The following is a 26559-nucleotide window of genomic DNA, read 5'->3' on the forward strand; positions in this document are numbered from 1 at the left end:
GAAATACCGTTCGCCCCGGCGATAGAACCGCTCCTCCCAAGGTCCCAGGGTTATCAGGTGATAGCGCCTCGATCTAAGCCCAGGCGGCCCGAGCTGCTACCATCGCCCGCCTCTCGTCCGGCGGCCGCGCCGGGCGCCGTTCTGGAGACCTCGTGTGAATCTGCCTCTCGTCCTCAACCTCCTCGCCTTCGCCGTGCTGCTCGGCCTGCTGGCGCGTACCCGCAACACCGGCTGGAGCCTGGCCGTGCGCGTCTTCATCGGCCTCGCCCTGGGCGTGGCCTTCGGCCTGGTGCTGCAACTCGTCTACGGGCATGACGCCCCGGTGCTCAAGACCTCCATCAGCTGGTTCAACCTGGTCGGCAACGGCTATGTGCAGCTGCTGCAGATGAGCATCATGCCGCTGGTGTTCGCCTCCATCCTGGCCGCCGTGGCGCGGTTGCGCGAGGCTTCTTCCATGGGTCGCATCAGCCTGCTGACTCTGGGCACCCTGCTGTTCACCACCGCCATCGCCGCCCTGGTCGGGGTGCTGGTCACCTGGCTGTTCGGCCTGAGCGCCGAGGGCCTGGTGCAGGGCGTCCAGGAGACCGCACGTCTGACCACCCTGCAGAACAGCTATGTCGGCAAGGTGGCGGACCTGTCGGTGCCCCAGTTGCTGCTGTCCTTCATTCCGAAGAATCCCTTCGCCGATCTCACGGGCGCCAGTCCCACCTCCATCATCAGCGTGGTGATCTTCGCCGCCTTCCTCGGCGTCGCCGCCTTGCGCCTGCAGCGCGACGATCCGGTCCGTGGCGAGAAGGTGCTGGCCGGCATCGACGTGCTCCAGGCCTGGGTGATGAAGCTGGTACGCCTGCTGCTGCAACTGACCCCCTATGGCGTGCTGGCGCTGATGACCAAGATGGTCGCCACCGCCAGCCCCCAGGACGTGCTCAAGCTGGGCACCTTCCTGATCGCCTCCTACCTGGGCCTGGCCATCCTCTTCGGCGTGCATGCGCTGCTGCTGACCCTGAGCGGCCTGTCGCCAGCGCGCTTCTTTCCCAAGGTCTGGCCGGTGCTGAGCTTCGCCTTCACCAGCCGCTCCAGCGCGGCGACCATCCCGCTGAACATCGAGGCCCAGACCGAGCGCCTCGGCGTGCCGCCGGCCATCGCCAGCTTCGCCGCCTCCTTTGGCGCCACCATCGGCCAGAACGGCTGCGCCGGTCTCTATCCGGCCATGCTGGCGGTGATGATCGCGCCCACCATGGGCATCGATCCCTTCGATCCGCTGTGGATCGCCACGCTCGTGGGCATCGTCACCCTGAGTTCGGCGGGTGTGGCGGGCGTAGGTGGCGGTGCCACCTTCGCCGCCCTGATCGTGCTGCCGGCCCTGGGCCTGCCGGTCACCCTGGTGGCGCTGCTAGTGTCCATCGAGCCCCTGATCGACATGGGCCGCACCGCGCTCAACGTCAACGGCTCCATGACCGCCGGCACCCTGACCGCGCGCTGGATGGGCCAGCTGGACAAGGCCGCCTACGACCGCGACGACCGCGCGGAAGCCCCGGCGGCGCCGGTCAGCCGCGGCTGAGTCCGTAGGTTGGGTTGAGCGAAAGCGAAGCCCAACGGTGCCCATGCCTGCTACGTCATGTTGGGCTTCGGCGATGGAGCCGCCTCAGCCCAACCTACGGGTGCCCCATGTTGATTGGGTACAACGTGGATGGTTGAACCGCGTAGGTTGGCGCTGAGCGTAGCGAAGCCCAACACGACCAACCCCAATGGTGCCCATGCCTGCTGCGGTGTGTTGGGCTTCGGCGATGGAGCCGCCTCAGCCCAACCTACGGGTGCCCCATGTTGACTGGGTACAACGTGGATGGTTGAACCGCGTAGGTTGGCGCTGAGCGTAGCGAACCCAACACGACCAACCCTCACCGCTCGCCCACCGCCCATTCCTCATCGTGCTGTCCTGCCCAATCCGCTGGCAGGACGCCTGCTCGCACATAGCGACGGATGGACGAATAGGGCCACTCCACCGCGCTTCGCGCATGGCCATGCTTCACCGGATTGAAATGGATGTAGTCGAGATGCCGCTGCAGATCCTGCTCGTCCCGAATCCGGTGCTCCCAATAGCGTCTTTGCCAGACGCCGCGTTCGCGTTTCAGTCGTCGCGACAGATTCACCGTTTCAAGCGGCGGTAACTGACGGGAGAAGCCTGCCTTGATCAGGCTCCAGCGCAGGGGATAGTTCCAGTCGCCCTCCGGCAGGCACCAGAGCGCGTGCAAGTGATCGGGCAGGACAACCATGGCAAGGATGTCGAAGGGATGCTGGGCTTTCGCCTGGCGTATCGCCTGCCGCAGCGCGCCGATGTGATCGACGAGTAGAGTAGAGGAGCGGTCGTTGAGGTTGACCGTGAAGAAGAACGTACCACCCGCGGCACGGCTGCGTCGATAGTCCAAGATCACCGTCCTTGGTGAATGGAAAGTCGCAGTTTAGAGGCCTTGGCTACGCCTGGCATAGCCATGCGCATCGTTGGGCTTCGGCCATGAAGCTGCCTCAGCGCCAACCTACGGAGCGCGCAATGTAGGTTGGCGCTGAGCGTAGCGAAGCCCAACATTCCCTGTGCGTCGTTAGAACAGGCCCCTCTAGAACAGAAAATACCGCTGTGCCATCGGCAGCACTTCGGCCGGTTCGCACCAGAGCAGCTGGCCGTCGGCCTTGACCTGGTAGTTCTGCGGATCGACCTCGATGGTGGGCAGATAGTCGTTGTGGATGAGATCGCTCTTCTGCGCGGTGCGGCAGCCCTTGACCACCCCGATGCGCTTCTTCAGCCCCAGTTGCTCCGGCACCCCGGCCTCGAAGGCGGCCTGGCTGATGAAGGTCAGGCTGGTGTCGTGGAGCATGCCGGCGTAGCTGCCGAACATCGGGCGGTAGTGCACCGGTTGCGGGGTGGGGATGGAGGCGTTGGCGTCGCCCATCAGACTGGCTGCGATGGCGCCGCCCTTGAGGATCAGCGTTGGCTTGACGCCGAAGAAGGCTGGGCGCCAGAGCACCAGATCGGCGAACTTGCCCACCTCGATGGAACCCACCTCGTGGCTGATGCCATGGGTGATCGCCGGGTTGATGGTGTACTTGGCGATGTAGCGCTTGACCCGGAAATTGTCGTTGCCAGCGGCGTCCTCGGGCAGTGGGCCGCGCTGCTTCTTCATCTTGTCGGCGGTCTGCCAGGTGCGGGTGATGACCTCGCCGACGCGGCCCATGGCCTGGCTGTCGGAACTGATCATGGCGAAGGCGCCGAGGTCGTGGAGGATGTCCTCGGCGGCGATGGTCTCGCGGCGGATGCGACTCTCGGCGAAGGCCACGTCCTCGGCGATGCTCGGGTCCAGGTGGTGGCAGACCATGAGCATGTCCAGGTGCTCGTCGATGGTGTTCTTGGTGAAGGGCCGCGTCGGGTTGGTGGAGCTGGGCAGCACATTGGGGAAGCCGCAGGCCTTAATGATGTCCGGCGCGTGGCCGCCCCCGGCGCCCTCGGTGTGGTAGGTGTGGATGGTGCGACCTTTGAAGGCGCCCAGGGTGGTCTCGACGAAACCGGATTCGTTGAGGGTGTCGGTGTGGATGGCCACCTGGATGTCGAAGCGATCGGCTACCGCCAGGCAGTTGTCTATGGCGGCGGGGGTAGTGCCCCAGTCCTCGTGGAGTTTCAAGCCGATGGCGCCGGCGCGCACCTGCTCCTCCAGCGGCCCGGGCAGGCTGGCGTTGCCCTTGCCGGTGAAGCCGATGTTCATCGGGAAGGCGTCGGCGGCCTTGAGCATCTGCGCCATGTGCCAGGGACCGGGGGTCACGGTGGTGGCATAGGTGCCGGTGGCCGGGCCGGTGCCGCCACCGATCATGGTGGTGGTGCCGCTCATGAGCGCCTCTTCGATCTGCTGCGGGCAGATGAAGTGGATGTGCGAGTCGATCCCACCGGCGGTGAGGATCATGCCCTCGCCGGCGATGACCTCGGTGGCGGCGCCGATGGGCACGCTGACACCGGGCTGGATATCCGGGTTGCCGGCCTTGCCGATGGCGTGGATGCGGCCCTGCTTGAGGCCGACATCGGCCTTGACGATGCCCCAGTGATCGACGATCAGGGCGTTGGTGATGACGGTGTCGACCACCTCGGCCGCCAGCAGCTGGCTCTGACCCATGCCGTCGCGGATGACCTTACCGCCGCCGAATTTCACTTCTTCGCCGTAGACGGTGTGGTCTTCTTCGACCTCGATCCAGAGCTCGGTATCGGCCAGGCGCACCCGGTCGCCGGTGGTGGGGCCGAACATGTCGGCATAGGCTTGGCGGGAGATTTTCATAGGTGTTGATCCCGAATATAGGTGGTCCGGTTGGCCCTCACCCCGACCCTCTCCCGGAGGGAGAGGGGGAAGAGCGGGGGCTCGGTGTCTGTTCTTGAGCCCCCTCTCCCCTTGGGAGAGGGTTGGGGTGAGGGAGCGCGTAAAAGGCGAAGAGCCGGAGTACCCCTACAGCTTCCCCATCACCCGCCCGGCGAAGCCGTAGACGGTGCGCAGGCCGGCCAACTCGACCAGCTCCACCTCGCGACTCTGGCCCGGCTCGAAGCGCACGGCGGTGCCGGCGGCGATGTTCAGGCGCATGCCGCGGGCCAGGGCGCGATCGAACAGCAGGGCGTCATTGGTCTCGTGGAAGTGGTAGTGGGAGCCCACCTGGATCGGCCGATCGCCGCTGTTGGCGACGGTCAGGCTCAGGGTGCGGCGGCCGGCGTTGAGTTCGATATCGCCGTCCTGGATCTGGTATTCGCCGGGGATCATGGGCGCTGCTCCAGCATCAGTTGCATGAAGGTAAGGTCCAGCCAGCGACCGAACTTGGTGCCGACCTGGGGCATCTGCCCGGTGGTGATGAAGCCCAGTCGCTCGTGCAGGCGGATGGAGGCCTGGTTGCCGCTCTCGATGGCGGCCACCATCACGTGCTTGTCGCAGGCGCGGGCGCGCTCGATGAGCGCTGTCATCAAGCGCGGCCCGATGCCCTGGCCGCGCTGGTCTGGGTGGATGTAGACCGAGTGCTCGACGGTGTGGCGAAAGCCCTCGAAGGGCCGCCAGTCGCCAAAGGAGGCATAGCCCACCACCGCGCCGTCGGCATTCTCGGCGACCAGGATGGGGTAGCCCTGGTCGGCACGCAGGTCGAACCAGGCCTGGCGGTTGGCCAGGTCCACCGGGGTCTCGTTCCAGATCGCCGTGGTGTTGCTGACGGCGTCGTTGTAGATGTGCAGCACGGCCGGCAGGTCGGCAGGCGTGGCGTCGCGGACGATCAGACTCATGGCGGTCTCCCTAGGCGATCGGCTGGTGGACGGTGACCAGCTTGGTCCCGTCGGGGAAGGTGGCTTCCACCTGGATCTCCGGGATCATCTCCGGAACGCCTTCCATCACCTGGTCGCGGGTCAGCAGGGTGGTGCCGTAGTGCATCAGCTCGGCCACGGTGCGACCGTCACGGGCGCCTTCGAGCAGGGCGGCGGAGATCAGCGCCATGGCTTCCGGGTAGTTGAGCTTCACCCCACGCGCCAGGCGGCGTTCGGCCACCAGGCCGGCGGTGAAGATGAGCAGCTTGTCTTTTTCGCGGGGCGTCAGGTCCATGCGTGTTCCGGTTGGCAGGTTCGGTCAAGGAAAGTCGGTCGATCATCGCGGCCATGGGCCGCGCCTACAAGAGTGTCGCGGCCTCAGGTGCTCCAGATCCGTGGCGGCATGGCGGCGCGGCCGAGCAGGGCCGGGCGCAGCAGGCGCCAGACTTCGATCAGCCAGGCGCGGGCCTGCAGGGATTCGGTGGCCAGGCAGCGGGCGACCACCAGGCCGGGCAGCTGGGTCAGGTCGCCGCGTACCGGCAGGGCGAGGTCGCGGCAGCGCGCCAGGGTGTCGGCGTCCAGGGTGCCGGTGATCAGCAGGGTAGCGAACACCGGCTGACCGGCCAGGCCGATGGGCGAGTCCAGCAACCGATCCGCGCCGACCAGGCGTTGGCGCTCATGCCACAGCGGAGTGCCGTCGCGGCAGATGTCCAGGTGCGCCTGGAACAGCCCCTCGGTGAAGCGCTCGGCACTGGCCGGGCGGCCCAGGGCGACGATGTCCCAGTAGCAAAGGCGGGCGTCGCCTGCCAGCTCGATACGGGTGGCGAGATGGGCCTGGGCGCCGGAGAAGACGATGGTCTCCTGGGGTAGCCATTCCAGGGTAGCGCCAGCGGCGACGCGCAGCTCGATCTGCTGATGCGCTGCGCTGTCGGCGCGATACCACTTGGCCGCCCCGGGGCTGGTGAGCTGGGCCCAGGCGTTCTCGCCGACGCTGACGTCGATGTCCAGCCGATCGCCCCCAGCGATGCCGCCCGGTGGATGGACGATGATGTGCTGGCAGACCTCGGGACCTTCGGCGTGCAGATGTTTCTGCACCCGCAAGGGGCCGACGTGGCGGCGGGTGGTCGGCCGGGTCCAGTCGCCCTGGCGGGCATAGGCCAGCTCCAGGCGCGCCAGCCAGGCGGGGGTGAAGAGGGCAGGAGGCAGAGCAGAGGTCATCGGGGGTGGTCATTGTTCTGATTGGGCCGTTTGGGGAGGCCCTTGCAAGAATCTGACCGGGTGGGTGGTATTTGTGAAGCGGGGGCGCTATGTAGGGCGTCGGGATAGGTGCCCGGGCTATTTGCTGAGTTTTGTATGTGGTTCCTGTTTCGCCTGGCCGGCGACTTACTTTTCTTTGCTTGCGGATCGCCGCCCGGTGCAAAGAAAAGTAAGCAAAAGAAAGCACACCCCACGTTTCGGCCCTCCGCTGCGCTCCGGGTGATTCGCTCCGCTCACCCTTCGGGCCAGCCTGCGGCTGTTACTCCGCTTCGCTACGTCTCCCTCGCTCCGGCGCCGCTCCGGGGCACGGCACGAAGGGGCTTCCTGCCCCTCGCGCCTTGCTCGGCGTCCTGCCTCGCATCCCCCTCCGCAACACCTACACTCGGCCTCACTGACGGGGACGGGGCGCAAGCCTGATGTCCGGATGTTCACAGGTTTGTAGCGTGGAAAACCGCGCAGCGTTTTCCACTGGAAGGTACCGACACTATCAGTGGACAAGGCGACGCCGTTGTCCACGCTACGGGCTACGGGTTTTTATGGTTCTTCAACCAACACTTTCAGGCTGGCGAATCGCCCCGTTCAGGAGGGCAAGCGCTAGTGTCGTGGAGTGGGTCGAGCCGCATGGATGCGGCGAGAGGTCCAGTGGGCCATGGACGGCCCATCTGGACCGACCCCGGAACGGCGCTGGCGTGAGCGGACCCGGAGCGCAGCGAAGGGCCGGATGTCCGGGGCAAGCGTTTTTGGTTACTTTTGCCGCGATTGGCAAAAGTGACTCGCCCGGGTGGGCGAAACAAAAAGTCTCAGCAGACTTCAGTAATCGGCTGGGTACCGATGAGCACAGGTGCTTTGGGCCTCGCTCCGCTCAGCACCAATCTACGTCAGCCGGTCTTCGGCGCGCCGACCCTTCCCTACGAAATCCCCCGCCACTGCCGCGGACTCACCTGAAACCACCGCCGAAACGCCCGTGAAAAGGCGCTCGTCTCCGAATAGCCCAGCAGCGGCGCCAGGTCGGTGACCGGCAGCCGCTGCCGCAGGTAGTGCTGGGCCAGGTCGCGGCGGACACCCTCGACCAGCGCCGAGAAGCTCGCGCCCTGGTCGCGCAGGCGGCGCTGCAGCTGGCTGGTGGACAGGTCCAGGCGCTGGGCGATGGACTCCAGGCTGGGTTCGCCCAGGGGTAGGGCCAGGCGTACCGAGGCGCGGACCTCTTCGAGCAGTTCCAGCTGCGGCAGGCGCTGGCCGAGTTGGCGGATGGCATCCTGTACCACCAGCAGGAGCAGCGGATCATGGTCGGGCATGGCGCGGTCGCGCAGGTCGGCCTTGGGCACCAGCATGGCGTTGCATGGCTGGCCGAAACTGACCGGGGCGTCGAACAGCCGGCGATGCTCGTGCCAGCCCTCGGGCCGGGGGTGTTCGAACTGCACCGCCCGCGGCGCCCAGGTCGGGCCGAGCACATGGCGCAAGAGGTTGAGCAGCATGCCCAGGGTCAGCTCGGCGTCCTGGCGGCGGGCGACGATGGCGCCGTGGCGCACCTGGTAGTCGAAGCGCCAGCAGTCACCGGCGTCCACCAGCTGGATCAGGGTGCTGTGCTGGTGGAAGGGAAAGGCGGCGGCGAAGTTCTGTAGCGCGGCCTCGGCGGTGGGCGAGCAAAGCCCCACGTAGCCCAGCAGGCCGAGCATCTGCGGCTTGAATTGCTGCCCGTAGTGCAGCCCGAAATTGTCGCAGCCGGACTGGGCGGCGGCTTCTTCCAGGACCCGGCAGTAGTTGCCCAGCCCCAGGCTCAGGGTGGGATGCTGCAACTGTTCCGGATCGATGCCGGCGGTGCCGAAGATGCGATCGACATCGCCGCCGTGGCTGGTGATGACGGTGTCCAGCCCGCTGGCGGCGGCAGAGAGCACGCCGAGGTTGCGCGACATTGAGGTCAGGGCGGCGAAGCCAGAGGCGGCCAGGGGCATGGGGTGGGTCCAGGGAGGGGATCGGCATGAATGAAGCAAAGGCTGTGCCCCAGGGTGGCAGTCGATCCAGAGCAGGGACCATAACGTCGAGGGCTTCACGCTATTCGGCCCCTTGATGTGCCCCATCGCAGGGCGAGGAGTCGGACATCGCACCAGGGTGGTGCGGCCTTGGGTAGCAGCCTGGGAAGAGGAGTAACGCCGACTTGACCCAAGGTCACAGCGGCCGTGCCGAGCGGTCAAGTCGGCACGGCCCCGGCCTGTTTAAGCTCGAAAAAGCCGGGCATCGCGGGATCGCGGTCGCCCATTCGGATCACGTCGCTACAAGGGGAGTGGCCTGTCATGACCAACGAGAAACTCAAGCCGACCCTCGGCACCCTGCACCTCTGGGGTATCGCCGTGGGTCTGGTGATCTCCGGGGAGTACTTCGGCTGGAGCTATGGCTGGGGCGTCGCCGGGACCCTGGGCTTTCTGGTTACCGCGCTGGTGGTGGCGGTGATGTACACCTGCTTCATCTTCAGCTTCACCGAGCTGACCACCGCCATTCCCCATGCCGGCAGCCCCTTCGCCTACAGCCGCCGCGCCTTCGGCCCCCGGGGCGGTACCATCGCCGGGATCGCCACCCTGATCGAATTCGTCTTCGCCCCGCCGGCCATCGCCATGGCCATCGGCGCCTACCTCAATGTGCAGTTTCCCGCCCTCGATCCCAAGCTGTGCGCGGTGGCGGCCTATTTCATCTTCATGACGCTGAACATCCTCGGGGTGAGCATCGCCGCCACCTTCGAACTGGTGGTGACGGTGCTGGCAGTGATCGAGTTGCTGATCTTCATGGGGGTGGTGGCGCCGGATTTCAGTCTGGCCAACTTCACCCGCGGTGGCTGGGCCGGGCAGGACCAGTTCTCGCTGGCGGCGGTGGGCGGCATGTTCGCCGCCATCCCCTTCGCCATCTGGTTCTTTCTCGCCATCGAGGGCGCGGCCATGGCCGCCGAGGAAGCCAAGGACCCCAAGCGCACCATTCCCAAGGCCTACATCGCCGGCATCCTCACCCTGGTGACTCTGGCCATCGGCGTGATGATCTTCGCTGGCGGGGTAGGCGACTGGCGGGCGCTGTCCAATATCAACGATCCGCTGCCCCAGGCCATGAAGGGGGTGGTGGGCGAGGGCTCCGTGTGGCTGCACTTGCTGGTGGGCATCGGCCTGTTCGGGCTGGTGGCCAGCTTCCACGGCATCATCCTCGGCTATTCCCGGCAATTCTTCGCCCTGGCCCGCGCCGGCTTTTTGCCCCACGGCCTGGCCAAGCTGTCGCGCTTCCAGACGCCGCACCGGGCGGTGCTGGCCGGCGGCGTGGTGGGCATCGCCGCCATTTTCAGCGACGGGGTGATCAGCCTGCAGGGCATGACCCTGACCGCCGCCATGATCACCATGAGCGTGTTCGGCGCCATCGTCATGTACATCATGAGCATGCTCAGCCTGTTCAAGCTGCGCCGCAGCGAGCCGAACCTGGAGCGCACCTTCCGCGCCCCTGGCTATCCGGTGGTGCCAGCCATCGCCCTGGTGCTGGCGGTGGTCTGCCTGATCGCCATGGTCTGGTACAACCCGGTGATCGCCAGCGTCTTCGTGGTGCTGATGGTGATAGGCGCGCTGGTCTGCGGTCTCAGCCGTAGACAGGGCGACATTGCACCCGACGCCGCCTTCGGCGAGGCCTGAGCAGCGCAACCCGAGGAGGTAGCATGAGCGGTTTCCAGCACAGCGTGGGCGGCCAGACCTGGCGTTTCGCCGATCTCAAGGACCTGCTGGCCAAGGCCACCCCGGCGCGTTCCGGGGACGTCCTGGCCGGGGTCGCCGCCGGCAGCGACGTGGAGCGGGTGGCGGCGCAGATGGCGCTGGCCGAGCTGCCGCTCAAGCACTTTCTCAGCGAGGCGGTGATCCCCTACGAGGCCGACGAGGTCACCCGGCTGATCCTGGATACCCACGATGCCCAGGCCTTCGCCCCGGTCGCCCACCTCACCGTGGGCGGCTTCCGCGACTGGCTGCTGGGTGCGGCGGCCGACGAGACCAGTCTCGCCGCCCTGGCCCCGGGGCTGACCCCGGAGATGGTCGCCGCGGTGTCCAAGATCATGCGCATCCAGGACCTGATCCTGGTGGCGCAGAAGGTTCGGGTGGTGACCCGCTTTCGCAATACCATCGGCCTGCGTGGACGACTGTCGACCCGGCTGCAGCCCAATCATCCCACCGACGATCCGGCCGGCATCGCCGCCAGCGTTCTCGACGGCCTGCTCTATGGCAACGGCGATGCGGTGATCGGCATCAACCCGGCCACCGACAGCACGGGCGGCATCTGCGAGCTGCTGAAGATGCTTGATGCGGTGATCCAGCGCTACGAGATCCCGACCCAGGCCTGCGTGCTGACCCACGTCACCACCAGCATCGCCGCCATCGAGCGCGGTGCGCCGGTGGACCTGGTGTTCCAGTCCATCGCCGGTACCCAGGGCGCCAACGAAAGCTTCGGCATCAGCCTGGCGCTGCTGCAGGAGGGCTATGAAGCCGGACTGTCGCAGCGCCGCGGCACCCTGGGCGACAACCTCATGTATTTCGAAACGGGGCAGGGTAGTGCGCTGTCGGCCGGCGCCCACCATGGCGTCGATCAGCAGACCTGCGAGGTGCGTGCCTACGCCGTGGCCCGTCAATTCAAGCCGCTGCTGGTGAACACCGTGGTCGGCTTCATCGGCCCCGAGTACCTCTACAACGGCAAGCAGATCATCCGCGCGGGTCTCGAAGACCATTTCTGCGGCAAGCTGCTCGGCGTGCCCATGGGCTGCGACATCTGCTACACCAACCATGCCGAGGCCGACCAGGACGACATGGACATGCTGCTGACCCTGCTGGGCGCGGCGGGCATCAACTTCATCATGGGCATCCCGGGGTCGGACGACGTGATGCTCAACTACCAGACTACCTCCTTCCACGACGCCCTCTACGCCCGCCAGGTGCTGGGCCTGCAACCGGCGCCGGAATTCGCCGCCTGGCTCGACCGCCTGGGCATCCTGCGCCTGGAAGACGGCCGCTTCCGTCTCGGCGACGGCCTGCCCGCGCCGTTCCAGCGCGCGTTGGCGCAGATGTGAAGGGTTTTTTCGTAGGTTGGGCTGAGCGCAGCGAAGCCCAACCTTGCCAGGCCCGATTCGTACCTGTTGGGCTTCGACGGTGGAACTGTCTCAACCCAACCTACGAAAGGCCCGAGTGCCCTGTCCATCCCGTGCCCGTTGGGCTTCGACGATGGAGCCGTCTCAACCCAACCTACCAAGGAGGTTGCCATGAAGGATGCCGACACCGCCCGTCCCGATCCCTGGGCCGAATTGCGTCGCCTGACCCCGGCGCGGATCGCCCTCGGTCGCGCCGGCACCAGCCTGCCCACCGCTGCCCAGCTGGACTTCCAGGCTGCCCATGCCCAGGCCCGCGATGCGGTACACCTGGCCTTCGACCACCAGGCGCTGCATGAAGGCCTGACCGCCCAGAGCCGCGAGACCCTGGTGCTCAGGAGCGCCGCGCCGGATCGCCACACCTATCTGCAGCGGCCGGATCTGGGGCGCAGGCTGTCCGCGGAGTCCGCTCGCGAACTCCAGGCCTATGCCGCCGAGCATCCGGACGGCTTCGACGTCGCCATGGTCATCGCCGACGGCCTCTCGGCGCTGGCGGTGCATCGCCATGCCCTGCCGTTCCTGGAGCGGCTGGCCGATCAGGCCAAGGCCGACGGTTGGCGCTGGGCACCGGTGACGCTGGTGGAGCAGGGGCGGGTGGCGGTGGGCGACGAGATCGGCGGGCTGCTCAAGGCGCGGCTGCTGGTGATGCTGATCGGCGAGCGCCCCGGTCTCAGCTCACCCGACAGCCTCGGCCTATATTTCACCTACGGGCCGCGCCCGGGCCTCAACGATGCCTATCGCAACTGCATCTCCAATGTGCGCTTGGAAGGCCTCGCCTACGGCCTGGCGGCGCACAAGCTGCTCTACCTGATGCGCGAAGCGGATCGTCGCAAGCTCTCCGGCGTGCAGCTCAAGGATGAGGCCGAGGTGCCCCTGCTGGAGGACGGGGAAGAGAACGCCCGGGTGGGAAATTTCCTGACCGCGCTCTAGCGATGTCAGGGGCGAGTGGCGCGCTGGCGATGCTCCTCCAGCAGGCGGTCGATGGCGCTACGATCAAGGGGCCGCTTCTGCTTCAGGAAAGCCTGAAGCAGATAGGAATTCCAGCCGTCCGAGGCCCGGCCAGGACGCTCGATACGTCGCTCCGGATCGGCACCGTAGCGCAACAGCAGTGCGACCAGATCCGGCCGATTGAACAGGATGGCGGCGTTGAGTGGTGTCAGGCCGCCAGCGTCGACCGGTTCATCGGCCGGGCAGCCGGCAGCCAGGGCAGTCTGCGCCATCTGCAAGAGCACTTTCCGGCTCATTCCTGGCTCATCGTAGTTGGCGCCGACAAAGCCCAGCGTTGGTTGAGTCCGAATTTTCCCGCCCGTGGTGAGGCCTAGCAGGCAGCCGCGTTCATCGATCACCTTGATGCCAGGGTCGGCCTGACTGCTGTCGGCCAGCGCCAGCAGCGCTACCAGACCCAGCGTCTGAAATAGGAAAGTGTGCATGGTCCCTCGCTAGCTGGCCGATCAACCCAGCGCCTTGCGCAGGAAGTACCGCGCAAAGCCCGGCGGATAGTCCGCCAGCTTGCCGAACACCTCGTAGCCCAGGCGTTCGTAGAAGCCGCGGGCCTGGAATTCGTGGGTGTCGAGCCAGGCGCCGTGGCAGCCGCGGGCCAGGGCTTCGGCCTCGGCGCGCCGCAGCAACTCGCGGCCGGCGCCCTGGCCGCGGGCGGCTTCCTCCACCGCCAGCAACTGCACATAGAGCCAGCCATAGCTGGTATAGCCCCAGAGGCCGCCGAGGGCTTCGCCGCCGCGGGTCAGGCTGATGACCAGGGCCCGGTAACCGCTCGGGCCCGCCTGGCTGTCGTTGTAGCGCCTCAGCGGCGCGGCGATGGCCTGGCGCAGGTCTTCGCGTGCTTCGTCGGTCAGGTGGTAAACCAGGGGTGCTGCGGACATGGCGAAGGTCTCGGGAAGAGGTCTGTCCGAGCATAGCGCAGCAGTGCTGCGTGACCGCCCGGTTCTGCCGCTTTCGCCGGGGCGGCCTTGGGGTAGCATGGCCCTTTAGCCGTCTCGCGAGGGAGCCATGGACATACGTGAAGGTCGCGCCCGGGTCGGCGCCCTCGAGCTGGCCTATGAGGACTGGGGCGATCCCGCTGATCCGGCGCTGCTGCTGATCATGGGCTTTGGCGCCCAGTTGCTGCTCTGGCCGGAAGGCTTCTGCGAGGCCCTGGTACGCCGGGGCCTGCGGGTGATCCGTTTCGACAATCGCGACGTCGGCCAGTCCTCGCGGCTGAGCTGGCCGGGTGGACGGCCGCCTTCACTGTGGCCGGTGCTGGGGCGGGCGCAACTGGGCAAGCCCAGCGCCGTGCCCTATCGCCTGGAAGCCATGGCCGCCGATGCGGTCGGGCTGCTCGATCACCTGGGGCTGGAACGCGCCTTCGTACTGGGCGGCTCCATGGGCGGCATGATCGCCCAGATCCTCGCCGCCAACTGGCCACAGCGGGTGGCGCGGCTGGGCATCCTGTTCTCGTCGACCAATCAGCCGCTGTTGCCGCCACCCTCGTTCAAGCTGCTTGGCAGCCTGCTGCTGCGACCCCCGGCCGATCTGCCGGCGGAGGCGGCGCTCGCCCGGCAGAAGGCCCTGCTGCGCGGCATCGAGAGTCCGAGGTATCGCCAGAGCGAGGCCGATCTGGAACGGCTGGTGCAGCGCATCCTGGCGCGCGGGGTGGATGTGGAGGGGGTGCAGCGGCAGTTGTTCGCCCTGCTCGGCAGCGGCGATCTGCGCGTCTTCGCCCGCCGCATCCAGGCGCCGACCCTGGTGGTGCACGGCGCGCGGGATCCCTTGCTGCGTCCGGCCTGTGGTCGCGCCGTGGCGCGGGCCATTCCCGGCGCCCGCTTCGAGCTGATACCGGACATGGCCCATGACCTGCCGGCACCGCTCTGGCCGAGGCTCAGCGAGTTGTTCGCCGACTTCTTCCTGGCGGCCTAGGCCGGGTCGCCGGCGCGGGGCCTGAGTCCGTCGATGATCAGCGTCTCCAGGCCCTGCAGGACCTCGTCGAAGAACAGCGGATCCTTCAGCGAGCGGCCGCACAGGGTCTGCACCTGCACCCGGAAGTCCGCATAGTGCTGGGTGATGGCCCAGATGCTGAAGATCAGGTGGTGCGGATCCACCGGCGCCAGCTTGCCGGCGGCGATCCAGGTGCGGATCACCCGGGTCTTCTCATCCATCAGGTCGTGCAGGCTGCCCTGCAATTCGGGCAGCAGCAGCGGTGCGCCCTGGACCATCTCCAGGCAGAACAGCCGGGACTCGGCGGGATAGTCGCGGGACATCTCCAGCTTCTGGCGCAGATAGTCGCGCAGGGCGTCGAGGGGTTCCTGGTCTTCGCTGAAGGTGCGCAGGGGATTCAGCCAGGTCGCCAGCAGCTGACGCAGCACGGCGACATAGAGTTCTTCCTTGTTGCTGAAATAGTAGAGCAGGTTGGTCTTGGAGACGTCCGCCTGCAGCGCCACCTGGTCCAGACTGGCGCCGTGCAGGCCGAAGCGGGAAAAGATATCGAGCGCCGCGCTGAGGATCTGGGCGCGTTTGGCTTCTATCTTGCGCTGCCGGCGTTGCTGGGCGGCAGGGCTGGGTTGGCGGGACTTGCGTGGCGGAAGATCACTGGCCTGACTCACGAACTGCTCCTTGGGCCTTCTTGGACATCTGACGCGGGCCGGCTGCAGGCGCGGTCGTTGAGCTTCGCACCTTCCTGGTGACGAATCATCGGCGGACCCCGAAAGGTAGCGCGTCAGTCTCCGAACTCTAGCATGGCGCGCCGGCCTTCATGCCCGGATTCGGGCGCCTTGCACAAACTAGGTGCTCTAATCTAGACCAAATGGTCCAGCTTTATTCTCGAACAGACCCCAAGTGTTTGATTGGCTTGAACTTTCAAGACTTGGCAAGCTTTCTGCTCCGATCCTGCAGCAACGGCGCATCTGGATGCGCTTCGATTCCTGACTGCGGGAGAGTGCGAGCGATGAACATCGGTGTCTTCATTCCCATCGGCAACAACGGCTGGCTGCTATCGGAAAACGCGCCCCAGTACCGGCCCACCTTCGAGCTGAATCGCGAGATCGTGCAGCGCGCCGAGCACTACGGCTTCGACTTCGCCCTGTCGATGATCAAGTTGCGCGGCTTCGGCGGTAAGACCGAATTCTGGGACCACAACCTGGAATCCTTCACCCTGATGGCGGGCCTGGCGGCAGTGACCTCGCGCATCAAGCTGTTCGCCACCGCCGCGACCCTGACCCTGCCGCCGGCCATCGTCGCGCGCATGGCCGCCACCATCGACTGCATCTCCGGCGGCCGCTTCGGCGTCAACCTGGTCACCGGCTGGCAGAAGCCCGAATACAGCCAGATGGGGCTCTGGCCGGGGGATGAGTTCTTTGCCAGTCGCTATCAATACCTCGGTGAATACGCCCAGGTGCTGCGCGATCTCTGGGGCACCGGCCAGTCGGACTTCCAGGGCGCGCACTTCCGCATGGAGGACTGCCGGGTCAGTCCGCAGCCCCAGGCGCCCATGGAGATCGTCTGCGCCGGGGCGAGCGATGCCGGCCTGGCCTTCGCCGCCGAGCATGCCGACTACAGCTTCGTCTTCGGCAAGGGCGTCAACACGCCCAAGGCCTTCGCCCCGGCGGTGGAGCGGCTGCAGGCGGCCACTGCCAAGACCGGGCGCGAGGTCTCCTCCATCGCCCTGTTCATGATCATCGCCGCCGAGACCGACGAGGCGGCCCGCGCCAAGTGGGAGCACTACAAGGCCGGGGCCGACGAGGAGGCCATCGCCTGGCTGGGCGCCCAGGCCGCCGCCGACACCAAGTCCGGCAGCGACACCAATGTGCGGCAGATGGCCGATCCGACCTCGGCGGTCAACATCAACATGGGCACCCTGGTGGGTTCCTTCGCCAGCGTGGCGCGGATGCTGGACGAGATCGCCGAGGTGCCCGGGGCCAGCGGGGTGCTGCTGACCTTCGATGACTTCGTCCAGGGCGTGACCGACTTCGGCGAGCGCATCCAGCCGCTGATGCAGAGCCGCCGTCACGTCGAGCTGCTCAAGGAGAGTGCCTGATGAACGCTGTGGAAACCCTGGCGGGCTATGCCCTGCCTGCGAGCGACGCCGAAGCCGTGACGCTGCCGGCGCGGCCCGAACCGCTGCGGCTCAAGGCCAGCGAGACGGCGCTGATCGTGGTGGACATGCAGAACGCCTATGCCAGCAAGGGCGGCTACCTGGACCTGGCCGGCTTCGACGTCTCCGCTACCGGCCCGGTGATCGAGAATGTCGCCGCCGTGGTGGAGACCGCCCGCGGCGCCGGTATCCAGGTGGTCTGGTTCCAGAATGGCTGGGATCCGGAGTATCGCGAGGCGGGCGGACCGGGTTCGCCCAACTGGCACAAGTCCAATGCCCTGAAGACCATGCGCAAGCGACCCGAATTGCAAGGGCAGTTGCTGGCCAAGGGCGGCTGGGACTATGCCCTGGTGGATCAGCTGCAGCCGGCGGCCGCCGATCTGGTGGTGCCCAAGACCCGCTACAGCGGCTTTTACAACACCCACCTGGACAGCCTGCTGCGCGCCCGTGGCATCCGCAACCTGGTGTTTGTCGGCGTCGCCACCAACGTCTGCGTGGAGTCGACCCTCCGGGACGGCTTCTTCCTCGAATACTTCGGCGTCTGCCTGCACGACGCCTGCCACCAGGCCGGACCCCGTTCGGCCCACGACGCCGCGCTGTTCAACATCGAGACCTTCTTCGGCTGGGTCGCCAGCTGCGCCGACTTCCACACCACCTTCGCCAAGGACTGAGCACCATGCCCAAGCAAGCCGTGATCCCAGCCGGTACCGGTACCCCCATCGCCCCCTTCGTGCCCGGCAGCCTGGCCGATGGCGTGCTCTATGTCTCCGGCACCCTGCCGTTCGATGCCCAGAACAACGTGGTCCATGTCGGCGACGCCGCCGCCCAGGCACGCCACGTGCTCACCACCATCCAGGGCGTGGTGGAGGCGGCTGGCGGCAGCATGGCCGACGTCACCTTCAACATGATCATGCTCACCGACTGGGCGAACTACGCCGCCATCAACGCGGTGTACGCCGAATTCTTTCCTGGCGAGAAGCCGGCGCGCTACTGCATCCAGTGCGGCCTGGTGAAGCCTGACGCCCTGATCGAGATCGCCAGCATCGCCCATGTCGGCTAGCTCCCGCTCCGTACCTACCCCCTCTCCCTCTGGGAGAGGGCTGGGGTGAGGGAAGCCCCAACCACTGAACCACCAAGGACCGCCCATGCACTTCGAACTCCATGGCCGCCAGGACCCGGCGGCCGAGACCCTGCTGCTCAGCTCCGGGCTGGGCGGCGCCGGGGCCTTCTGGGCGCCACAGCTGGCGACTCTGGGCGAAAGATTCCGGGTGGTGGTCTACGACCAGACCGGCACCGGCAGGAGCCCGGCCGAGTTGCCCGCCGACTATTGCATCCAGCATATGGCCGAGGACCTGCTGGCGCTGGCCGATCGCCTGGAACTCGACCACTGTCTGTTCATGGGCCATGCCCTGGGCGGTCTGGTGGGCCTGCAGGCCGAGCTGCTACGGCCGGGCCTGATCCGTCGCCAGGTGCTGGTCAACGCCTGGAGCCGACCTAATCCGCACACCGCGCGCTGCTTCGCCCTGCGTCAACGGCTGCTGCGCGACAGCGGCGCCGCGGCCTATGTCCAGGCCCAGGCGATCTTTCTCTATCCGGCCACCTGGATCGCCGAACAGGGCGAGCGCCTGGCCGCCGACGAAGCCCATGCCCTGGCGCACTTCCCCGGTGAGGCCAATGTCCTGCGGCGCATCGGCGCGCTGCTGGCCTTCGATGTGGACGCCGAGCTGGGACGTATCCAGGTACCGACCCTGGTGCTGGCCAACCGCGACGACGTGCTGGTGCCCTGGACCTCGTCCCAGCGCCTGGCCGCAGGCTTGCCCCAGGCCACCCTCCAGTTGCTGGAGTGGGGCGGCCACGCTTCCAGTGTCACCGACCCCGCCACCTTCGACCGGGTGGTACTCGACTATCTCAGCCAAGCCCTGGAGGCGTAACGCCATGTCCGTTGCCCATGCCGTGCCCCTATCCGCCACTACGCCCGCCACTCTTGTCGACCGCGACCTCTTCCGGGGGGCCATGGCGCGCCTGGGCGCCGCGGTCAACCTCGTCACCACCGACGGTCCGGCCGGCCTGGCCGGCTTTACCGCTACCGCCGTGTGCAGCGTCAGCGACAGCCCGGCGACCTTGCTGGTCTGTCTCAACCGCGGCGCCTCGGTGCATCCGGCCTTCAGCGCCAACGGCGTGCTCTGCGTCAACGTCCTGGCCGCCGGCCAGCAGACGCTGGCCAACCTCTTCGGCGGCAAGACCGCCATGGCCGAACGCTTCGCCGCGGCGAACTGGACGCGCCTCGCCACTGGTGCGCCGGTGCTGGACGGCGCCCTGGTGGCCTGCGATTGCCGCATCGCCGGAATGCAGGCGGTGGGCAGCCACGACCTGCTGCTCTGCGAGGTGCTGGGAGTGGCCGAGCCGGGTGGTCAGGGTGGCCTACTGTATTTCGATCGCCGTTATCACGAGCTGGGTTAGTGGGGGCTGTTGGGCTTCGAAGAGGGAGCCGTCTCAGCCCAACCTACGACCGCCGTAGGTTGGGCTGAGCGCAGCGAAGTCCAACACCGCCAAGCCGGTCCAGCCCCCGAGTCTTGCCTGCCAGCGCCAAGCGCGGCCCAGGCGCCACCCCGGTGCACACTGACCGTTCGAGGTGCAGCGTACCGCCAGCGGATCCTGAGTATCGCCCTCAACCTGCTGTTTTAACTGGCTTTTGTAATTTTTACCAAATGGTCCAAAGCTGGCACAGCGGTTGCAATTTCCCTGCTGCCGTCCTGCCCGGTGAACGTGCGTCGCGCTGTCTCCTTTCGTCCCACTCGTGAGGTCCGTCATGCCGCTGTCCAGTGTTCCCATCATCGATCTGGCTCCCTACTTCGAAGGTTCTGCCGCCGGCAAGCAGGCGGTGGCCAAGGCCGTCGACCAGGCCTGCCGTGATATCGGCTTTCTGGTCATCACTCACCATCAGGTGCCCGAAGAACTGGTCGAGCGTGTCTCGCGCCTGTCGCGAGCCTTCTTCGACCTGCCGCTGGTGGAGAAACGCAAGGCTGATCGACCGCGCCCGGATCAGGTGCGCGGCTACAGCGCGGTGGCCGAGGAAAGCCTGTCCTACAGCCTGGAAGAGGCGGCGCCGGGGGATCTCAAGGAGTCCTTTTCCATTGGCCCTCTGGATGTTCCGGCCACGGCCTATTACCGCGGCCCCGACGCCGGGCCGCACTTCGCCCCCAATGTCTGGCCCACGACCATCCCCGGCTTTCGCGAGGCCTATGCCGAGTACTTCGCCGCCATGAGCGACCTGGCGCGCACCCTGATGCGCCTCTTCGCACTGGGGCTGGACTTGCCGGAGACCTACTTCGACAGCCGCATCGATCACCACATCAGTATGTTCCGCACCCTCTGCTATCCCCACCAGCAGGCGGCGGCGCTGCCTGGCCAGTTGCGCGCGGGGGCCCATACCGACTACGGCAGCCTGACCATCGTCCGTCCCGACGACGCCCCTGGCGGCCTGCAGGTGCGCAATGCCGACGGCGAGTGGGTGGACGTGCCCAAGGTGCCGGGCAGCTTCGTGGTCAACATCGGCGACCTGATGATGCAATGGACCAACGACCGCTGGGTCTCGACCCTGCACCGGGTGGTGAATCCACCGGCGGATGCCGGTTGCGATACCCGCCGACAGTCCCTGGTGTTCTTCCACCAGCCCAACTACGACACCCTCATCGAATGCCTGCCCGGTTGCGCCACGCCCGGCACGCCGCCGCGCCATGCGCCCATCACCTCGGGCGACCACCTGAGATCCAAGTTCGTCAAGCAGACCACCTTCGGCGGGACCCAGACCGGCGTGCGGGTGGCCTGATGCCGAGTCTTTCCTACGTCAACGTCTTCGCCCAGGACGTGGTGGCCCTGAGCGGCTTCTACCAGCGGGTGTTCGCTTTTCCCGAGATCGAGGCGATCCGCTCGCCGATCTTTCGCGGCCTGGACACCGGCAAGACCGCCATCGGCTTCAACGCGCCGGAGGCCTATGAGCTGCTGGGGCTCGGCGAATTCGCTGGCAGTGAGGGCTGCCGCTTCCTGCTCAACCTGGAGGTGGACAGCCGCGCCGAGGTGGACCGGCTGGTGCCGGTGGCCGAGGCCGCTGGCGCCCGCCTGCTGAAGGCGCCTTACGAAACCTACTACCACTGGTACCAGGCGGTGCTGCTGGACCCGGAAGGCAACGTGTTCCGTATCAACCACATGTTGTAGACAAGGCTAAGGACGAGACGATGCTGAGCAGATGGCTGGGAAGAGTGGTGTGCGTACTGGCGCTGATAGGGCTGGGCAGCGTGGCGCAGGCCGATGACGAGGGCTTCACCCTCAAGGGCGAGCCGAAGATCGCCATGCTGTATTTCACCGCCAAGAACGACGGCGGCTGGACCCAGGCCATGGACGAGGCGCGGGTCAAGATCGAGAAGGAACTGGGTTTGAAGATCCAGTTCGTGGAGAACGTGCCGGAGACCGCCTCGGCCATCCGCCCGGCGGCCGAGCGCTTCATCAAGCGCGGCGCCAACATCGTCATCGGCACCGCCTTCGGCTATTCCGACACCTTCAAGCAACTGGCCGAGCAGTATCCCGAGGTGGCCTTCCTCAACGCCTCCGGCACCACTAACGGCCGCAACCTGGAGTCCTTCTACGGCCGTACCTACGAGAGCCAGTACCTCTGCGGCATGGCGGCGGGCGCTGCCTCCAAGACCGGCAAGCTGGGCTTCGTCGCCGCCAATCCCTTCGGCGTGGTGAACTGGACCATCAACGCCTACGAGCTGGGCGCCCGGCAGATGAATCCCAACGCCACCCTCACGGTGATCTACACCGGCAGCTGGAACGATCCGGTCAAGGAACGCGCCGCCGCCGCTGCGCTGATCGACCAGGGCGCCGACGTCATCGGCCAGCACGTGGACACCCCCACGCCGCAGATCGTCGCCCAGGAGCGTGGCGTTTATGGCACCGGCCACCACCGTGACATGCGCCAGTTCGCGCCCAAGGCCACCCTCTGTTCCTCGGTGTGGGTCTGGGATCGCTTCCTGGTGCCCGAGCTCAAGCGCGTCATCGCCGGCCATTGGAAACCCGCGCCCAACGGTGCCCTGGTGTCCATGGCCGACGGCGGCACCGACATCGCCGGCTTCGGCGATGCCGTGCCCAAGGCGGCCCAGGAGAAGATCCTCGCCGAGCGCGAAGCCCTGCTCAAGGGCAAGCAGATCTACGCCGGTCCCCTGAATGATCGCGACGGCAAGGAGCGCGTCCCCGCCGGCCAGGTGCTGTCCGACCCGGCGCTGTGGCAGATGGACTGGTTCGTCCAGGGCGTGACGACGCAGAAGTAGCGGTTCACCCCTGGGTAGGGTGGAAAACCGCGCAGCGTTTTCCACGAAAGCGATGCCTGGAAGAGGGCGACCCGCATGAAAAGACACAACGCCCTGCAACTGCGCGGCGTCGGCAAGACCTTCGATGGCTTCCAGGCGCTGCAGCAGGCGGATTTCCTGGTGCGCTGGGGCGAGGTGCATGCGCTGCTCGGCGAGAATGGCGCGGGCAAGTCGACGCTGATGAACATCGCCGCCGGCCTCTATGCGCCGGAGACCGGCGAACTGCTGGTGGACGACAACCCGGTGCGGCTGCGCGGTCCGGCGGACGCCGCTCGCTTGCACATCGGCATGGTCCACCAGCACTTCAAGCTGGTACGCCCCTTCAGCGTGGCCGAGAACGTCCTGCTCGGCCTGCCGGCGGGGCAGGGTAGTCATCGCCGGCGCCTGGCCGAGATCAGCGAGCGTATCCGCCAGCAGGCGGCCGCCCTGGGCTTCGCCATCCGCCCGGAGCAGCGGGTGGCGGAACTGTCCATCGCCGAGCAGCAGCGGGTGGAAATCCTCAAGGTGCTGCTGGCCGGGGCGCGCATCCTCATCCTCGACGAACCCACCGCAGTACTTACCGATGGCGAAGGCGAGCGGCTGTTGCAGACCCTGCGCGCCCTGTCAGCGGAGGGCGCAGCGGTGGTGCTGGTGACCCATCGCATGCAGGACGCCCTGACCTACGCCGACCGCCTCACGGTGATGCGCGGCGGCCGCACCCTGCGCAGCCTGGACCCCGCCGAGGTGTCGGTGGACGAACTGGTACGCCTCACCGTGGGTGACGCCCAGCCGCTCGCCGACACCCCGCGACGTGCTGCCGGGGCACCGCTGCTGACGGTGCGCGGCCTGCGCACCCCGGAACGTGGCGGGCGCCGCGCCCTGGATGGCATCGACCTGGAGCTGCGCGCTGGGGAGATCTATGGCATCGCCGGGGTTGGCGGCAACGGCCAGGGCGAGCTGGCCGACGTGCTGATGGGCTTGCCGCAGCCCTACGAAGGCGAGGTGCGGCTGGAGGGCTTCGGTGATCTGGCCGCGGCTGCCGGCGCCCGCCGCCGCGACCTGCGCATCGCCGCCATTCCCGCCGACCGCTATGGCAGCGCCCTGGCCGGCTCCCTGTCGGTGGCCGACAACTTCGCCATCGGCGCGGTGCATGCCGGTCGCTTCGGTGGCTTCGCCCGCCTGGATCGCCGCGCCCAGGAAGAGGCGACCCAGGCGGCGGTCACGCAATTCGATGTCCAGGGCGTGCGCTCGGTGCGGCAGAAGGCGGCGCTGCTCTCCGGCGGTAATGCCCAGAAGCTGGTGATCGCCCGGGAATTCGGCCGCGAACCGCGGCTGGTGCTGGCCCACAGCCCCAGTCGTGGCCTCGACGTGCGCGCCGGCTCCGAGGTACAGGCACGGCTGCTGGCCGCCCGCGAGGCCGGCGCCGCGGTGTTGTTGATCAGCGAAGACCTGGACGAGGTGCTGGCCCTCGCCGATCGCATCGGAGTGATGAGCGCCGGACGCCTCGTCGCCGAATTCCAGCGACCCGCCGATCGCCAGGCGATCGGCCATGCCATGGTGAATCATGCTTGAACCCCTGAGTGCTCCGCTTTCCCAGGTCGATGGCCCGCGACCACGGCAACCGCTGTTCAGCCGGCGCTACACCCTGGAGATCCGCCAGCAGCTGGCCTGGCCCTGGCAGGCGCTGATCCTCGGCCTGGCGTTGCTGGTCGGCCTGGGGCTGTCGGCCGCCATCCTGGTGCTGGCCGGGGTGCCGGCCGGCGAGTTGCTCAACGAATTCGTGGTCGCCACCCTGTTCGATGCCCAGAGTCTGCAGGCCACCCTGTTCCAGGCCGCGCCGGTGATCCTGGTCGGTCTGGCCGGCTGCCTGGCCTTTCGCGCGCGCTTCTGGAATCTGGGGCTGGAAGGCCAGATGATCTGGGGGGCCATCGGCGCCACGGCAGTGTCGCTGTTCGAGATCGGCCCGGAAGCCCTGCGCCTGCCGCTGATGCTGGTGGCGGCGCTGCTCGGCGGCCTGCTCTGGGCGCTGGCGCCCCTGTTGCTCAAGCTGCGCCTGGGGGTCAACGAGATCATCGCCTCGCTGATGCTCAACTACATCGCTGCCAACTTCCTGCTGCACCTGGTGTTCGGTCCCTGGAAGGACCCGCGCGACGCCTTTCCCTATTCACCGCTGTTCCGCCCCTTCGAACGGCTGCCGGAGTTGTTGCCCGGGCTGAGTCTGGCGGTGCCCCTGGCGCTGCTGGTGGCGGTGCTGGCCTGGTGGTTCGTCGCCCTTAGCCGGGCCGGGCTCTACCTGAAATTCGTCGACGCCAATCCGCGGGTGGCCGGCGCCGTCGGCGTGCCGGTGCGCGCCACCATCCTTGCCACGGTGCTGGCTTCCGGCGCCCTGGCCGGGCTGGCCGGCTTCGTGGTGGCGGCCGGGCAGGAGGGGCGGCTGACCCAATCCTTCTACCAGGGCTATGGCTTCTCCGGGATCCTCATCGCCTTCCTGGCGCGCAACAACCCCCTGGCCGCCGCCGTGGTGGCTTTCCTGGTGGCGACCCTGTTCGTCGCCGGGCGCAATCTGCAGGTGTTCTACCAGATCCCCTTCGCCATGGTGCAGCTGATCCAGGCGCTGATCGTCATCTGCGTGGCGTCCTCGGATTTCTTCATCCGCCATCGGCTCAGACGCAGCCAGGGAGGTGCCGCTTGAATCTGGTCGCCAGCTGGCTGGGTAACGTCCCCGACTTCGCCATACCCTACGCCCTGGCGGCGCTGGGTCTGATCCTCACCGAGCGATCCGGGGTGCTGGCCCTGCATGCCGAGGGCCTGATGCTGGTCGGCGCGCTGTTCGGCATCGGCGCGCAGCTGGCCTTGGGCAATGCCGGCCTGGCGCTGCTGGCGGCCATGGGAGCGGCGGCGCTGGTCTCGTTGCTGTTCGCGGTCATGGTGATCTGGCTGCGCATCAACCAGGTGATTGCCGGCCTGACCCTGGTGTTCTTCTGCCAGGGCCTCACCGGCCTGCTCGGCACCCTCTGGGGCTGGACCAACCAGCCGGTGGCCGGCCTGCCGGCGCTGGCGCTCTGGCCGCTGTCGGAGCTGCCGCTGGTGGGGCGGCTGTTCCAGCAGAACCTGCTGGTCTACCTGACCCCGCTGATCTTCTTCGCGGTGATCGCCTGGCTCGAACGCACCACCCCCGGGCTGCGTCTGCGGGCGGTGGGTGAGAACCCCCAGGCGGCCGATGCGGCGGGTCTCTCGGTGGCCGGCTACCGGTTGCTGGCGATCCTCGCCGGTGCGGCGCTGGTGGGTCTGGCCGGAGGCTACATCGCCGTGCTCAGCACCAAGCTGTGGATCGCCGAGATGACCGGCGGCCGTGGTTGGATCGCCGTGGCCCTGGTGATCTTCGCCCGCTGGTGGCCCTGGCGCGCCCTGGCCGGGGCGCTGCTGTTCGGCTGCATCGAGGCGCTGATTCCGCAGCTGGCTGCCGCCGGTGTGCGGCTGTCGCAATACTTCATCCTGATGGCGCCCTATGCCGTCACCCTGGGCGTGATGATCTGGGTCGCCCTGGCCGGGCGTGACCGCCTGAGCCAGCCCGGCGCCCTGGGCGAAGCCTATGTTCGGGAGGAACGCCGATGAGCCTGCGCGCTTTCGTCTATGAAGAACTCCGGCTGCTGGCGCGGGCGGATTTCGCCGATTATCTGGATCCGAGCACCACGGCGGTGCTGTCCATCGACCTGCACCGCGGCCACCTGGACGCCTCGCCGAAGTGCCCCTGCCCGGCGCCCCGCGCCCGTGACCTGGTGGCGCCGGTGGACGCCTTCCACCGCCAGGCCCGCGCCCTGGGCGTGCGCATCGTCCATGTGAAATCGGTGCTGCGCGCCAATGGCGCCGATGACCTGGGCGGTATTCCTGCGGCCTGGCGGCGGACCTTTCCGCTACACGTGGGGCCGATTCCCAATGCCGACGCCCATGCCCTGGAAGGCTCGCCCTGGACCGAGCTGCTCACCGAGGTCCTGCCCGAAGACCTGCGGGTGGAAAACAAACGGCGGCTGTCGGCCTTCTATCCCACCGACCTGGACTTCCTGCTGCGCAACCAGCGCATCACCACCGTGGTGCTGGATGGCGGCTTCACCGACTGCTGCGTGCTCAACACCGCCTTCGACGCCAGCAACCGCACCTACAGGGTGATCGTCCTGCGCGACCTGGTGCGAGGAACCGATGAAGGCCTGGAGCGGGCGGCGCTGAGCATGGTCTCCCTGCACCTGGGGCTGGTGATGGAATCCCGGGATCTGCTGGCGGCCTGGGGTGCTGGCAGCGGGTCCTGACCGCGGTCCGTTGGGCTTCGGCGATGGAGCCGTCTCAACCCAACCTACAAGGGCATTGGTTTCTTGTAGGTTGGCGCTGAGCGCAGCGAAGCCCAACGGTGCCCAAGGCCAGCCCC

27 protein-coding genes are annotated in these 26559 nt (G+C 67.3%); 17 read left to right on the forward strand and 10 right to left on the reverse strand.

The window, feature by feature from the left end:
* Positions 1 to 154: 154 nt before the first annotated feature.
* Positions 155 to 1561 (forward strand): L-cystine transporter, encoded by a 1407-nt coding sequence (locus tag BMZ43_RS21855; protein ID WP_093256474.1) that lies wholly within the window; start codon positions 155 to 157, stop codon positions 1559 to 1561.
* Positions 1562 to 1898: 337 nt separating this feature from the next.
* Here the strand turns inward: BMZ43_RS21855 and BMZ43_RS21860 are convergent, their stop codons facing one another.
* The 7 genes from BMZ43_RS21860 to BMZ43_RS21890 all read right to left on the reverse strand — a co-directional run bounded on the left by BMZ43_RS21860 (position 1899) and on the right by BMZ43_RS21890 (position 8517).
* Complete coding sequence (locus tag BMZ43_RS21860; protein ID WP_218189464.1) at positions 1899 to 2429, reverse strand: REP-associated tyrosine transposase; 531 nt, start codon at positions 2427 to 2429, stop codon at positions 1899 to 1901.
* Between the two features lie 183 nt (positions 2430 to 2612).
* A complete protein-coding gene (gene ureC / locus BMZ43_RS21865) occupies positions 2613 to 4313 on the reverse strand; it encodes an urease subunit alpha (protein WP_093256478.1) in 1701 nt (566 codons plus the stop codon).
* A gap of 165 nt (positions 4314 to 4478) precedes the next feature.
* The gene (locus tag BMZ43_RS21870) at positions 4479 to 4784 is read right to left on the reverse strand and encodes an urease subunit beta (RefSeq protein WP_064307547.1); all 306 of its coding nucleotides are present in this window, start codon (positions 4782 to 4784) and stop codon (positions 4479 to 4481) included.
* Positions 4781 to 5290, reverse strand: coding sequence for a GNAT family N-acetyltransferase (locus tag BMZ43_RS21875; RefSeq protein ID WP_093256480.1), 510 nt, complete (start codon positions 5288 to 5290; stop codon positions 4781 to 4783). The genes BMZ43_RS21870 and BMZ43_RS21875 overlap by 4 nt, the downstream gene beginning before the upstream one ends.
* A gap of 10 nt (positions 5291 to 5300) precedes the next feature.
* A complete protein-coding gene (gene ureA / locus BMZ43_RS21880) occupies positions 5301 to 5603 on the reverse strand; it encodes an urease subunit gamma (protein ID WP_007162996.1) in 303 nt (100 codons plus the stop codon).
* Between the two features lie 83 nt (positions 5604 to 5686).
* On the reverse strand, positions 5687 to 6526 hold the full coding sequence (locus BMZ43_RS21885; RefSeq protein ID WP_093256482.1) for an urease accessory protein UreD: 840 nt from the start codon (positions 6524 to 6526) through the stop codon (positions 5687 to 5689).
* 947 nt (positions 6527 to 7473) lie between these two features.
* Positions 7474 to 8517: an AraC-like transcriptional regulator QhpR gene (locus BMZ43_RS21890; RefSeq protein WP_093256484.1), complete on the reverse strand. Its 1044-nt coding sequence runs from the start codon at positions 8515 to 8517 to the stop codon at positions 7474 to 7476.
* Between the two features lie 339 nt (positions 8518 to 8856).
* Here BMZ43_RS21890 and eat point away from each other — a divergent pair, with 339 nt between their 5' ends.
* The 3 genes from eat (at position 8857) to eutC (ending at position 12641) form a co-directional block, all read left to right on the forward strand.
* Positions 8857 to 10221 (forward strand): ethanolamine permease, encoded by a 1365-nt coding sequence (eat, locus tag BMZ43_RS21895; RefSeq protein ID WP_093256486.1) that lies wholly within the window; start codon positions 8857 to 8859, stop codon positions 10219 to 10221.
* A 23-nt stretch (positions 10222 to 10244) separates the two neighbouring features.
* Positions 10245 to 11636 carry an ethanolamine ammonia-lyase subunit EutB gene (locus BMZ43_RS21900; RefSeq protein ID WP_093256488.1) on the forward strand — a complete coding sequence of 464 codons (1392 nt, stop codon included), beginning with the start codon at positions 10245 to 10247 and terminating at the stop codon, positions 11634 to 11636.
* A 189-nt stretch (positions 11637 to 11825) separates the two neighbouring features.
* Positions 11826 to 12641, forward strand: coding sequence for an ethanolamine ammonia-lyase subunit EutC (gene eutC / locus BMZ43_RS21905; protein ID WP_093256491.1), 816 nt, complete (start codon positions 11826 to 11828; stop codon positions 12639 to 12641).
* A 5-nt stretch (positions 12642 to 12646) separates the two neighbouring features.
* Here the strand turns inward: eutC and BMZ43_RS21910 are convergent, their stop codons facing one another.
* Complete coding sequence (locus BMZ43_RS21910) at positions 12647 to 13141, reverse strand: ankyrin repeat domain-containing protein (RefSeq protein WP_093256494.1); 495 nt, start codon at positions 13139 to 13141, stop codon at positions 12647 to 12649.
* A gap of 21 nt (positions 13142 to 13162) precedes the next feature.
* A complete protein-coding gene (locus BMZ43_RS21915) occupies positions 13163 to 13591 on the reverse strand; it encodes a GNAT family N-acetyltransferase (protein ID WP_093256496.1) in 429 nt (142 codons plus the stop codon).
* 127 nt (positions 13592 to 13718) lie between these two features.
* Here BMZ43_RS21915 and BMZ43_RS21920 point away from each other — a divergent pair, with 127 nt between their 5' ends.
* A complete protein-coding gene (locus BMZ43_RS21920) occupies positions 13719 to 14624 on the forward strand; it encodes an alpha/beta fold hydrolase (RefSeq protein WP_017642627.1) in 906 nt (301 codons plus the stop codon).
* Here the strand turns inward: BMZ43_RS21920 and rutR are convergent.
* On the reverse strand, positions 14621 to 15307 hold the full coding sequence (gene rutR, locus BMZ43_RS21925; RefSeq protein WP_093256499.1) for an HTH-type transcriptional regulator RutR: 687 nt from the start codon (positions 15305 to 15307) through the stop codon (positions 14621 to 14623). The two genes, BMZ43_RS21920 and rutR, sit on opposite strands and share 4 nt — an antisense overlap.
* Positions 15308 to 15648: 341 nt before the next feature.
* Here rutR and rutA point away from each other — a divergent pair, with 341 nt between their 5' ends.
* From rutA to BMZ43_RS21985, 12 genes are all read left to right on the forward strand, one after another.
* Positions 15649 to 16737, forward strand: a complete 1089-nt coding sequence (rutA, locus tag BMZ43_RS21930) for a pyrimidine utilization protein A (protein WP_017642625.1) — start codon at positions 15649 to 15651, stop codon at positions 16735 to 16737.
* The gene (gene rutB, locus BMZ43_RS21935; RefSeq protein ID WP_017642624.1) at positions 16737 to 17465 is read left to right on the forward strand and encodes a pyrimidine utilization protein B; all 729 of its coding nucleotides are present in this window, start codon (positions 16737 to 16739) and stop codon (positions 17463 to 17465) included. Before rutA ends, rutB begins: the two co-directional genes overlap by 1 nt.
* A 5-nt stretch (positions 17466 to 17470) precedes the next feature.
* Entirely contained in the window at positions 17471 to 17854 is a 384-nt protein-coding gene (gene rutC / locus BMZ43_RS21940) for a pyrimidine utilization protein C (protein ID WP_017642623.1), read from the forward strand.
* Positions 17855 to 17939: 85 nt separating this feature from the next.
* Positions 17940 to 18725 carry a pyrimidine utilization protein D gene (rutD, locus tag BMZ43_RS21945; protein ID WP_017642622.1) on the forward strand — a complete coding sequence of 262 codons (786 nt, stop codon included), beginning with the start codon at positions 17940 to 17942 and terminating at the stop codon, positions 18723 to 18725.
* Between the two features lie 4 nt (positions 18726 to 18729).
* On the forward strand, positions 18730 to 19254 hold the full coding sequence (locus tag BMZ43_RS21950) for a flavin reductase (protein WP_093256501.1): 525 nt from the start codon (positions 18730 to 18732) through the stop codon (positions 19252 to 19254).
* 349 nt (positions 19255 to 19603) lie between these two features.
* Complete coding sequence (locus tag BMZ43_RS21955) at positions 19604 to 20623, forward strand: isopenicillin N synthase family dioxygenase (protein WP_093256503.1); 1020 nt, start codon at positions 19604 to 19606, stop codon at positions 20621 to 20623.
* Entirely contained in the window at positions 20623 to 21009 is a 387-nt protein-coding gene (locus tag BMZ43_RS21960; RefSeq protein WP_064307539.1) for a VOC family protein, read from the forward strand. Before BMZ43_RS21955 ends, BMZ43_RS21960 begins: the two co-directional genes overlap by 1 nt.
* A gap of 20 nt (positions 21010 to 21029) precedes the next feature.
* Complete coding sequence (locus BMZ43_RS21965) at positions 21030 to 22121, forward strand: BMP family ABC transporter substrate-binding protein (RefSeq protein ID WP_093256505.1); 1092 nt, start codon at positions 21030 to 21032, stop codon at positions 22119 to 22121.
* 75 nt (positions 22122 to 22196) lie between these two features.
* Positions 22197 to 23711: an ABC transporter ATP-binding protein gene (locus tag BMZ43_RS21970; protein ID WP_093256507.1), complete on the forward strand. Its 1515-nt coding sequence runs from the start codon at positions 22197 to 22199 to the stop codon at positions 23709 to 23711.
* Positions 23704 to 24831 (forward strand): ABC transporter permease, encoded by a 1128-nt coding sequence (locus BMZ43_RS21975; protein ID WP_068384219.1) that lies wholly within the window; start codon positions 23704 to 23706, stop codon positions 24829 to 24831. The genes BMZ43_RS21970 and BMZ43_RS21975 overlap by 8 nt, the downstream gene beginning before the upstream one ends.
* Complete coding sequence (locus BMZ43_RS21980) at positions 24828 to 25754, forward strand: ABC transporter permease (protein WP_093256509.1); 927 nt, start codon at positions 24828 to 24830, stop codon at positions 25752 to 25754. Before BMZ43_RS21975 ends, BMZ43_RS21980 begins: the two co-directional genes overlap by 4 nt.
* A complete protein-coding gene (locus BMZ43_RS21985; protein WP_218189463.1) occupies positions 25751 to 26443 on the forward strand; it encodes a cysteine hydrolase family protein in 693 nt (230 codons plus the stop codon). Before BMZ43_RS21980 ends, BMZ43_RS21985 begins: the two co-directional genes overlap by 4 nt.
* Positions 26444 to 26559: the final 116 nt, after the last annotated feature.

Source organism: Pseudomonas sp. Snoq117.2 (assembly GCF_900110545.1).
Classification (GTDB): domain Bacteria; phylum Pseudomonadota; class Gammaproteobacteria; order Pseudomonadales; family Pseudomonadaceae; genus Chryseomonas; species Chryseomonas benzopyrenica.

Excerpts from the sequence above, each read along its gene's own strand:
- ureC (WP_093256478.1), bottom strand. The coding sequence starts at position 4,313 with ATGAAAATCTCCCGCCAAGCCTATGCCGACATGTTCGGCCCCACCACC.
- BMZ43_RS21870 (WP_064307547.1), bottom strand. The coding sequence starts at position 4,784 with ATGATCCCCGGCGAATACCAGATCCAGGACGGCGATATCGAACTCAAC.
- BMZ43_RS21875 (WP_093256480.1), bottom strand. The coding sequence starts at position 5,290 with ATGAGTCTGATCGTCCGCGACGCCACGCCTGCCGACCTGCCGGCCGTG.
- ureA (WP_007162996.1), bottom strand. The coding sequence starts at position 5,603 with ATGGACCTGACGCCCCGCGAAAAAGACAAGCTGCTCATCTTCACCGCC.
- BMZ43_RS21885 (WP_093256482.1), bottom strand. The coding sequence starts at position 6,526 with ATGACCTCTGCTCTGCCTCCTGCCCTCTTCACCCCCGCCTGGCTGGCG.
- BMZ43_RS21890 (WP_093256484.1), bottom strand. The coding sequence starts at position 8,517 with ATGCCCCTGGCCGCCTCTGGCTTCGCCGCCCTGACCTCAATGTCGCGC.
- eat (WP_093256486.1), top strand. The coding sequence starts at position 8,857 with ATGACCAACGAGAAACTCAAGCCGACCCTCGGCACCCTGCACCTCTGG.
- BMZ43_RS21900 (WP_093256488.1), top strand. The coding sequence starts at position 10,245 with ATGAGCGGTTTCCAGCACAGCGTGGGCGGCCAGACCTGGCGTTTCGCC.
- eutC (WP_093256491.1), top strand. The coding sequence starts at position 11,826 with ATGAAGGATGCCGACACCGCCCGTCCCGATCCCTGGGCCGAATTGCGT.
- BMZ43_RS21910 (WP_093256494.1), bottom strand. The coding sequence starts at position 13,141 with ATGCACACTTTCCTATTTCAGACGCTGGGTCTGGTAGCGCTGCTGGCG.
- BMZ43_RS21915 (WP_093256496.1), bottom strand. The coding sequence starts at position 13,591 with ATGTCCGCAGCACCCCTGGTTTACCACCTGACCGACGAAGCACGCGAA.
- BMZ43_RS21920 (WP_017642627.1), top strand. The coding sequence starts at position 13,719 with ATGGACATACGTGAAGGTCGCGCCCGGGTCGGCGCCCTCGAGCTGGCC.
- rutA (WP_017642625.1), top strand. The coding sequence starts at position 15,649 with ATGAACATCGGTGTCTTCATTCCCATCGGCAACAACGGCTGGCTGCTA.
- rutB (WP_017642624.1), top strand. The coding sequence starts at position 16,737 with ATGAACGCTGTGGAAACCCTGGCGGGCTATGCCCTGCCTGCGAGCGAC.
- rutC (WP_017642623.1), top strand. The coding sequence starts at position 17,471 with ATGCCCAAGCAAGCCGTGATCCCAGCCGGTACCGGTACCCCCATCGCC.
- rutD (WP_017642622.1), top strand. The coding sequence starts at position 17,940 with ATGCACTTCGAACTCCATGGCCGCCAGGACCCGGCGGCCGAGACCCTG.
- BMZ43_RS21950 (WP_093256501.1), top strand. The coding sequence starts at position 18,730 with ATGTCCGTTGCCCATGCCGTGCCCCTATCCGCCACTACGCCCGCCACT.
- BMZ43_RS21955 (WP_093256503.1), top strand. The coding sequence starts at position 19,604 with ATGCCGCTGTCCAGTGTTCCCATCATCGATCTGGCTCCCTACTTCGAA.
- BMZ43_RS21960 (WP_064307539.1), top strand. The coding sequence starts at position 20,623 with ATGCCGAGTCTTTCCTACGTCAACGTCTTCGCCCAGGACGTGGTGGCC.
- BMZ43_RS21965 (WP_093256505.1), top strand. The coding sequence starts at position 21,030 with ATGCTGAGCAGATGGCTGGGAAGAGTGGTGTGCGTACTGGCGCTGATA.
- BMZ43_RS21970 (WP_093256507.1), top strand. The coding sequence starts at position 22,197 with ATGAAAAGACACAACGCCCTGCAACTGCGCGGCGTCGGCAAGACCTTC.
- BMZ43_RS21975 (WP_068384219.1), top strand. The coding sequence starts at position 23,704 with ATGCTTGAACCCCTGAGTGCTCCGCTTTCCCAGGTCGATGGCCCGCGA.
- BMZ43_RS21985 (WP_218189463.1), top strand. The coding sequence starts at position 25,751 with ATGAGCCTGCGCGCTTTCGTCTATGAAGAACTCCGGCTGCTGGCGCGG.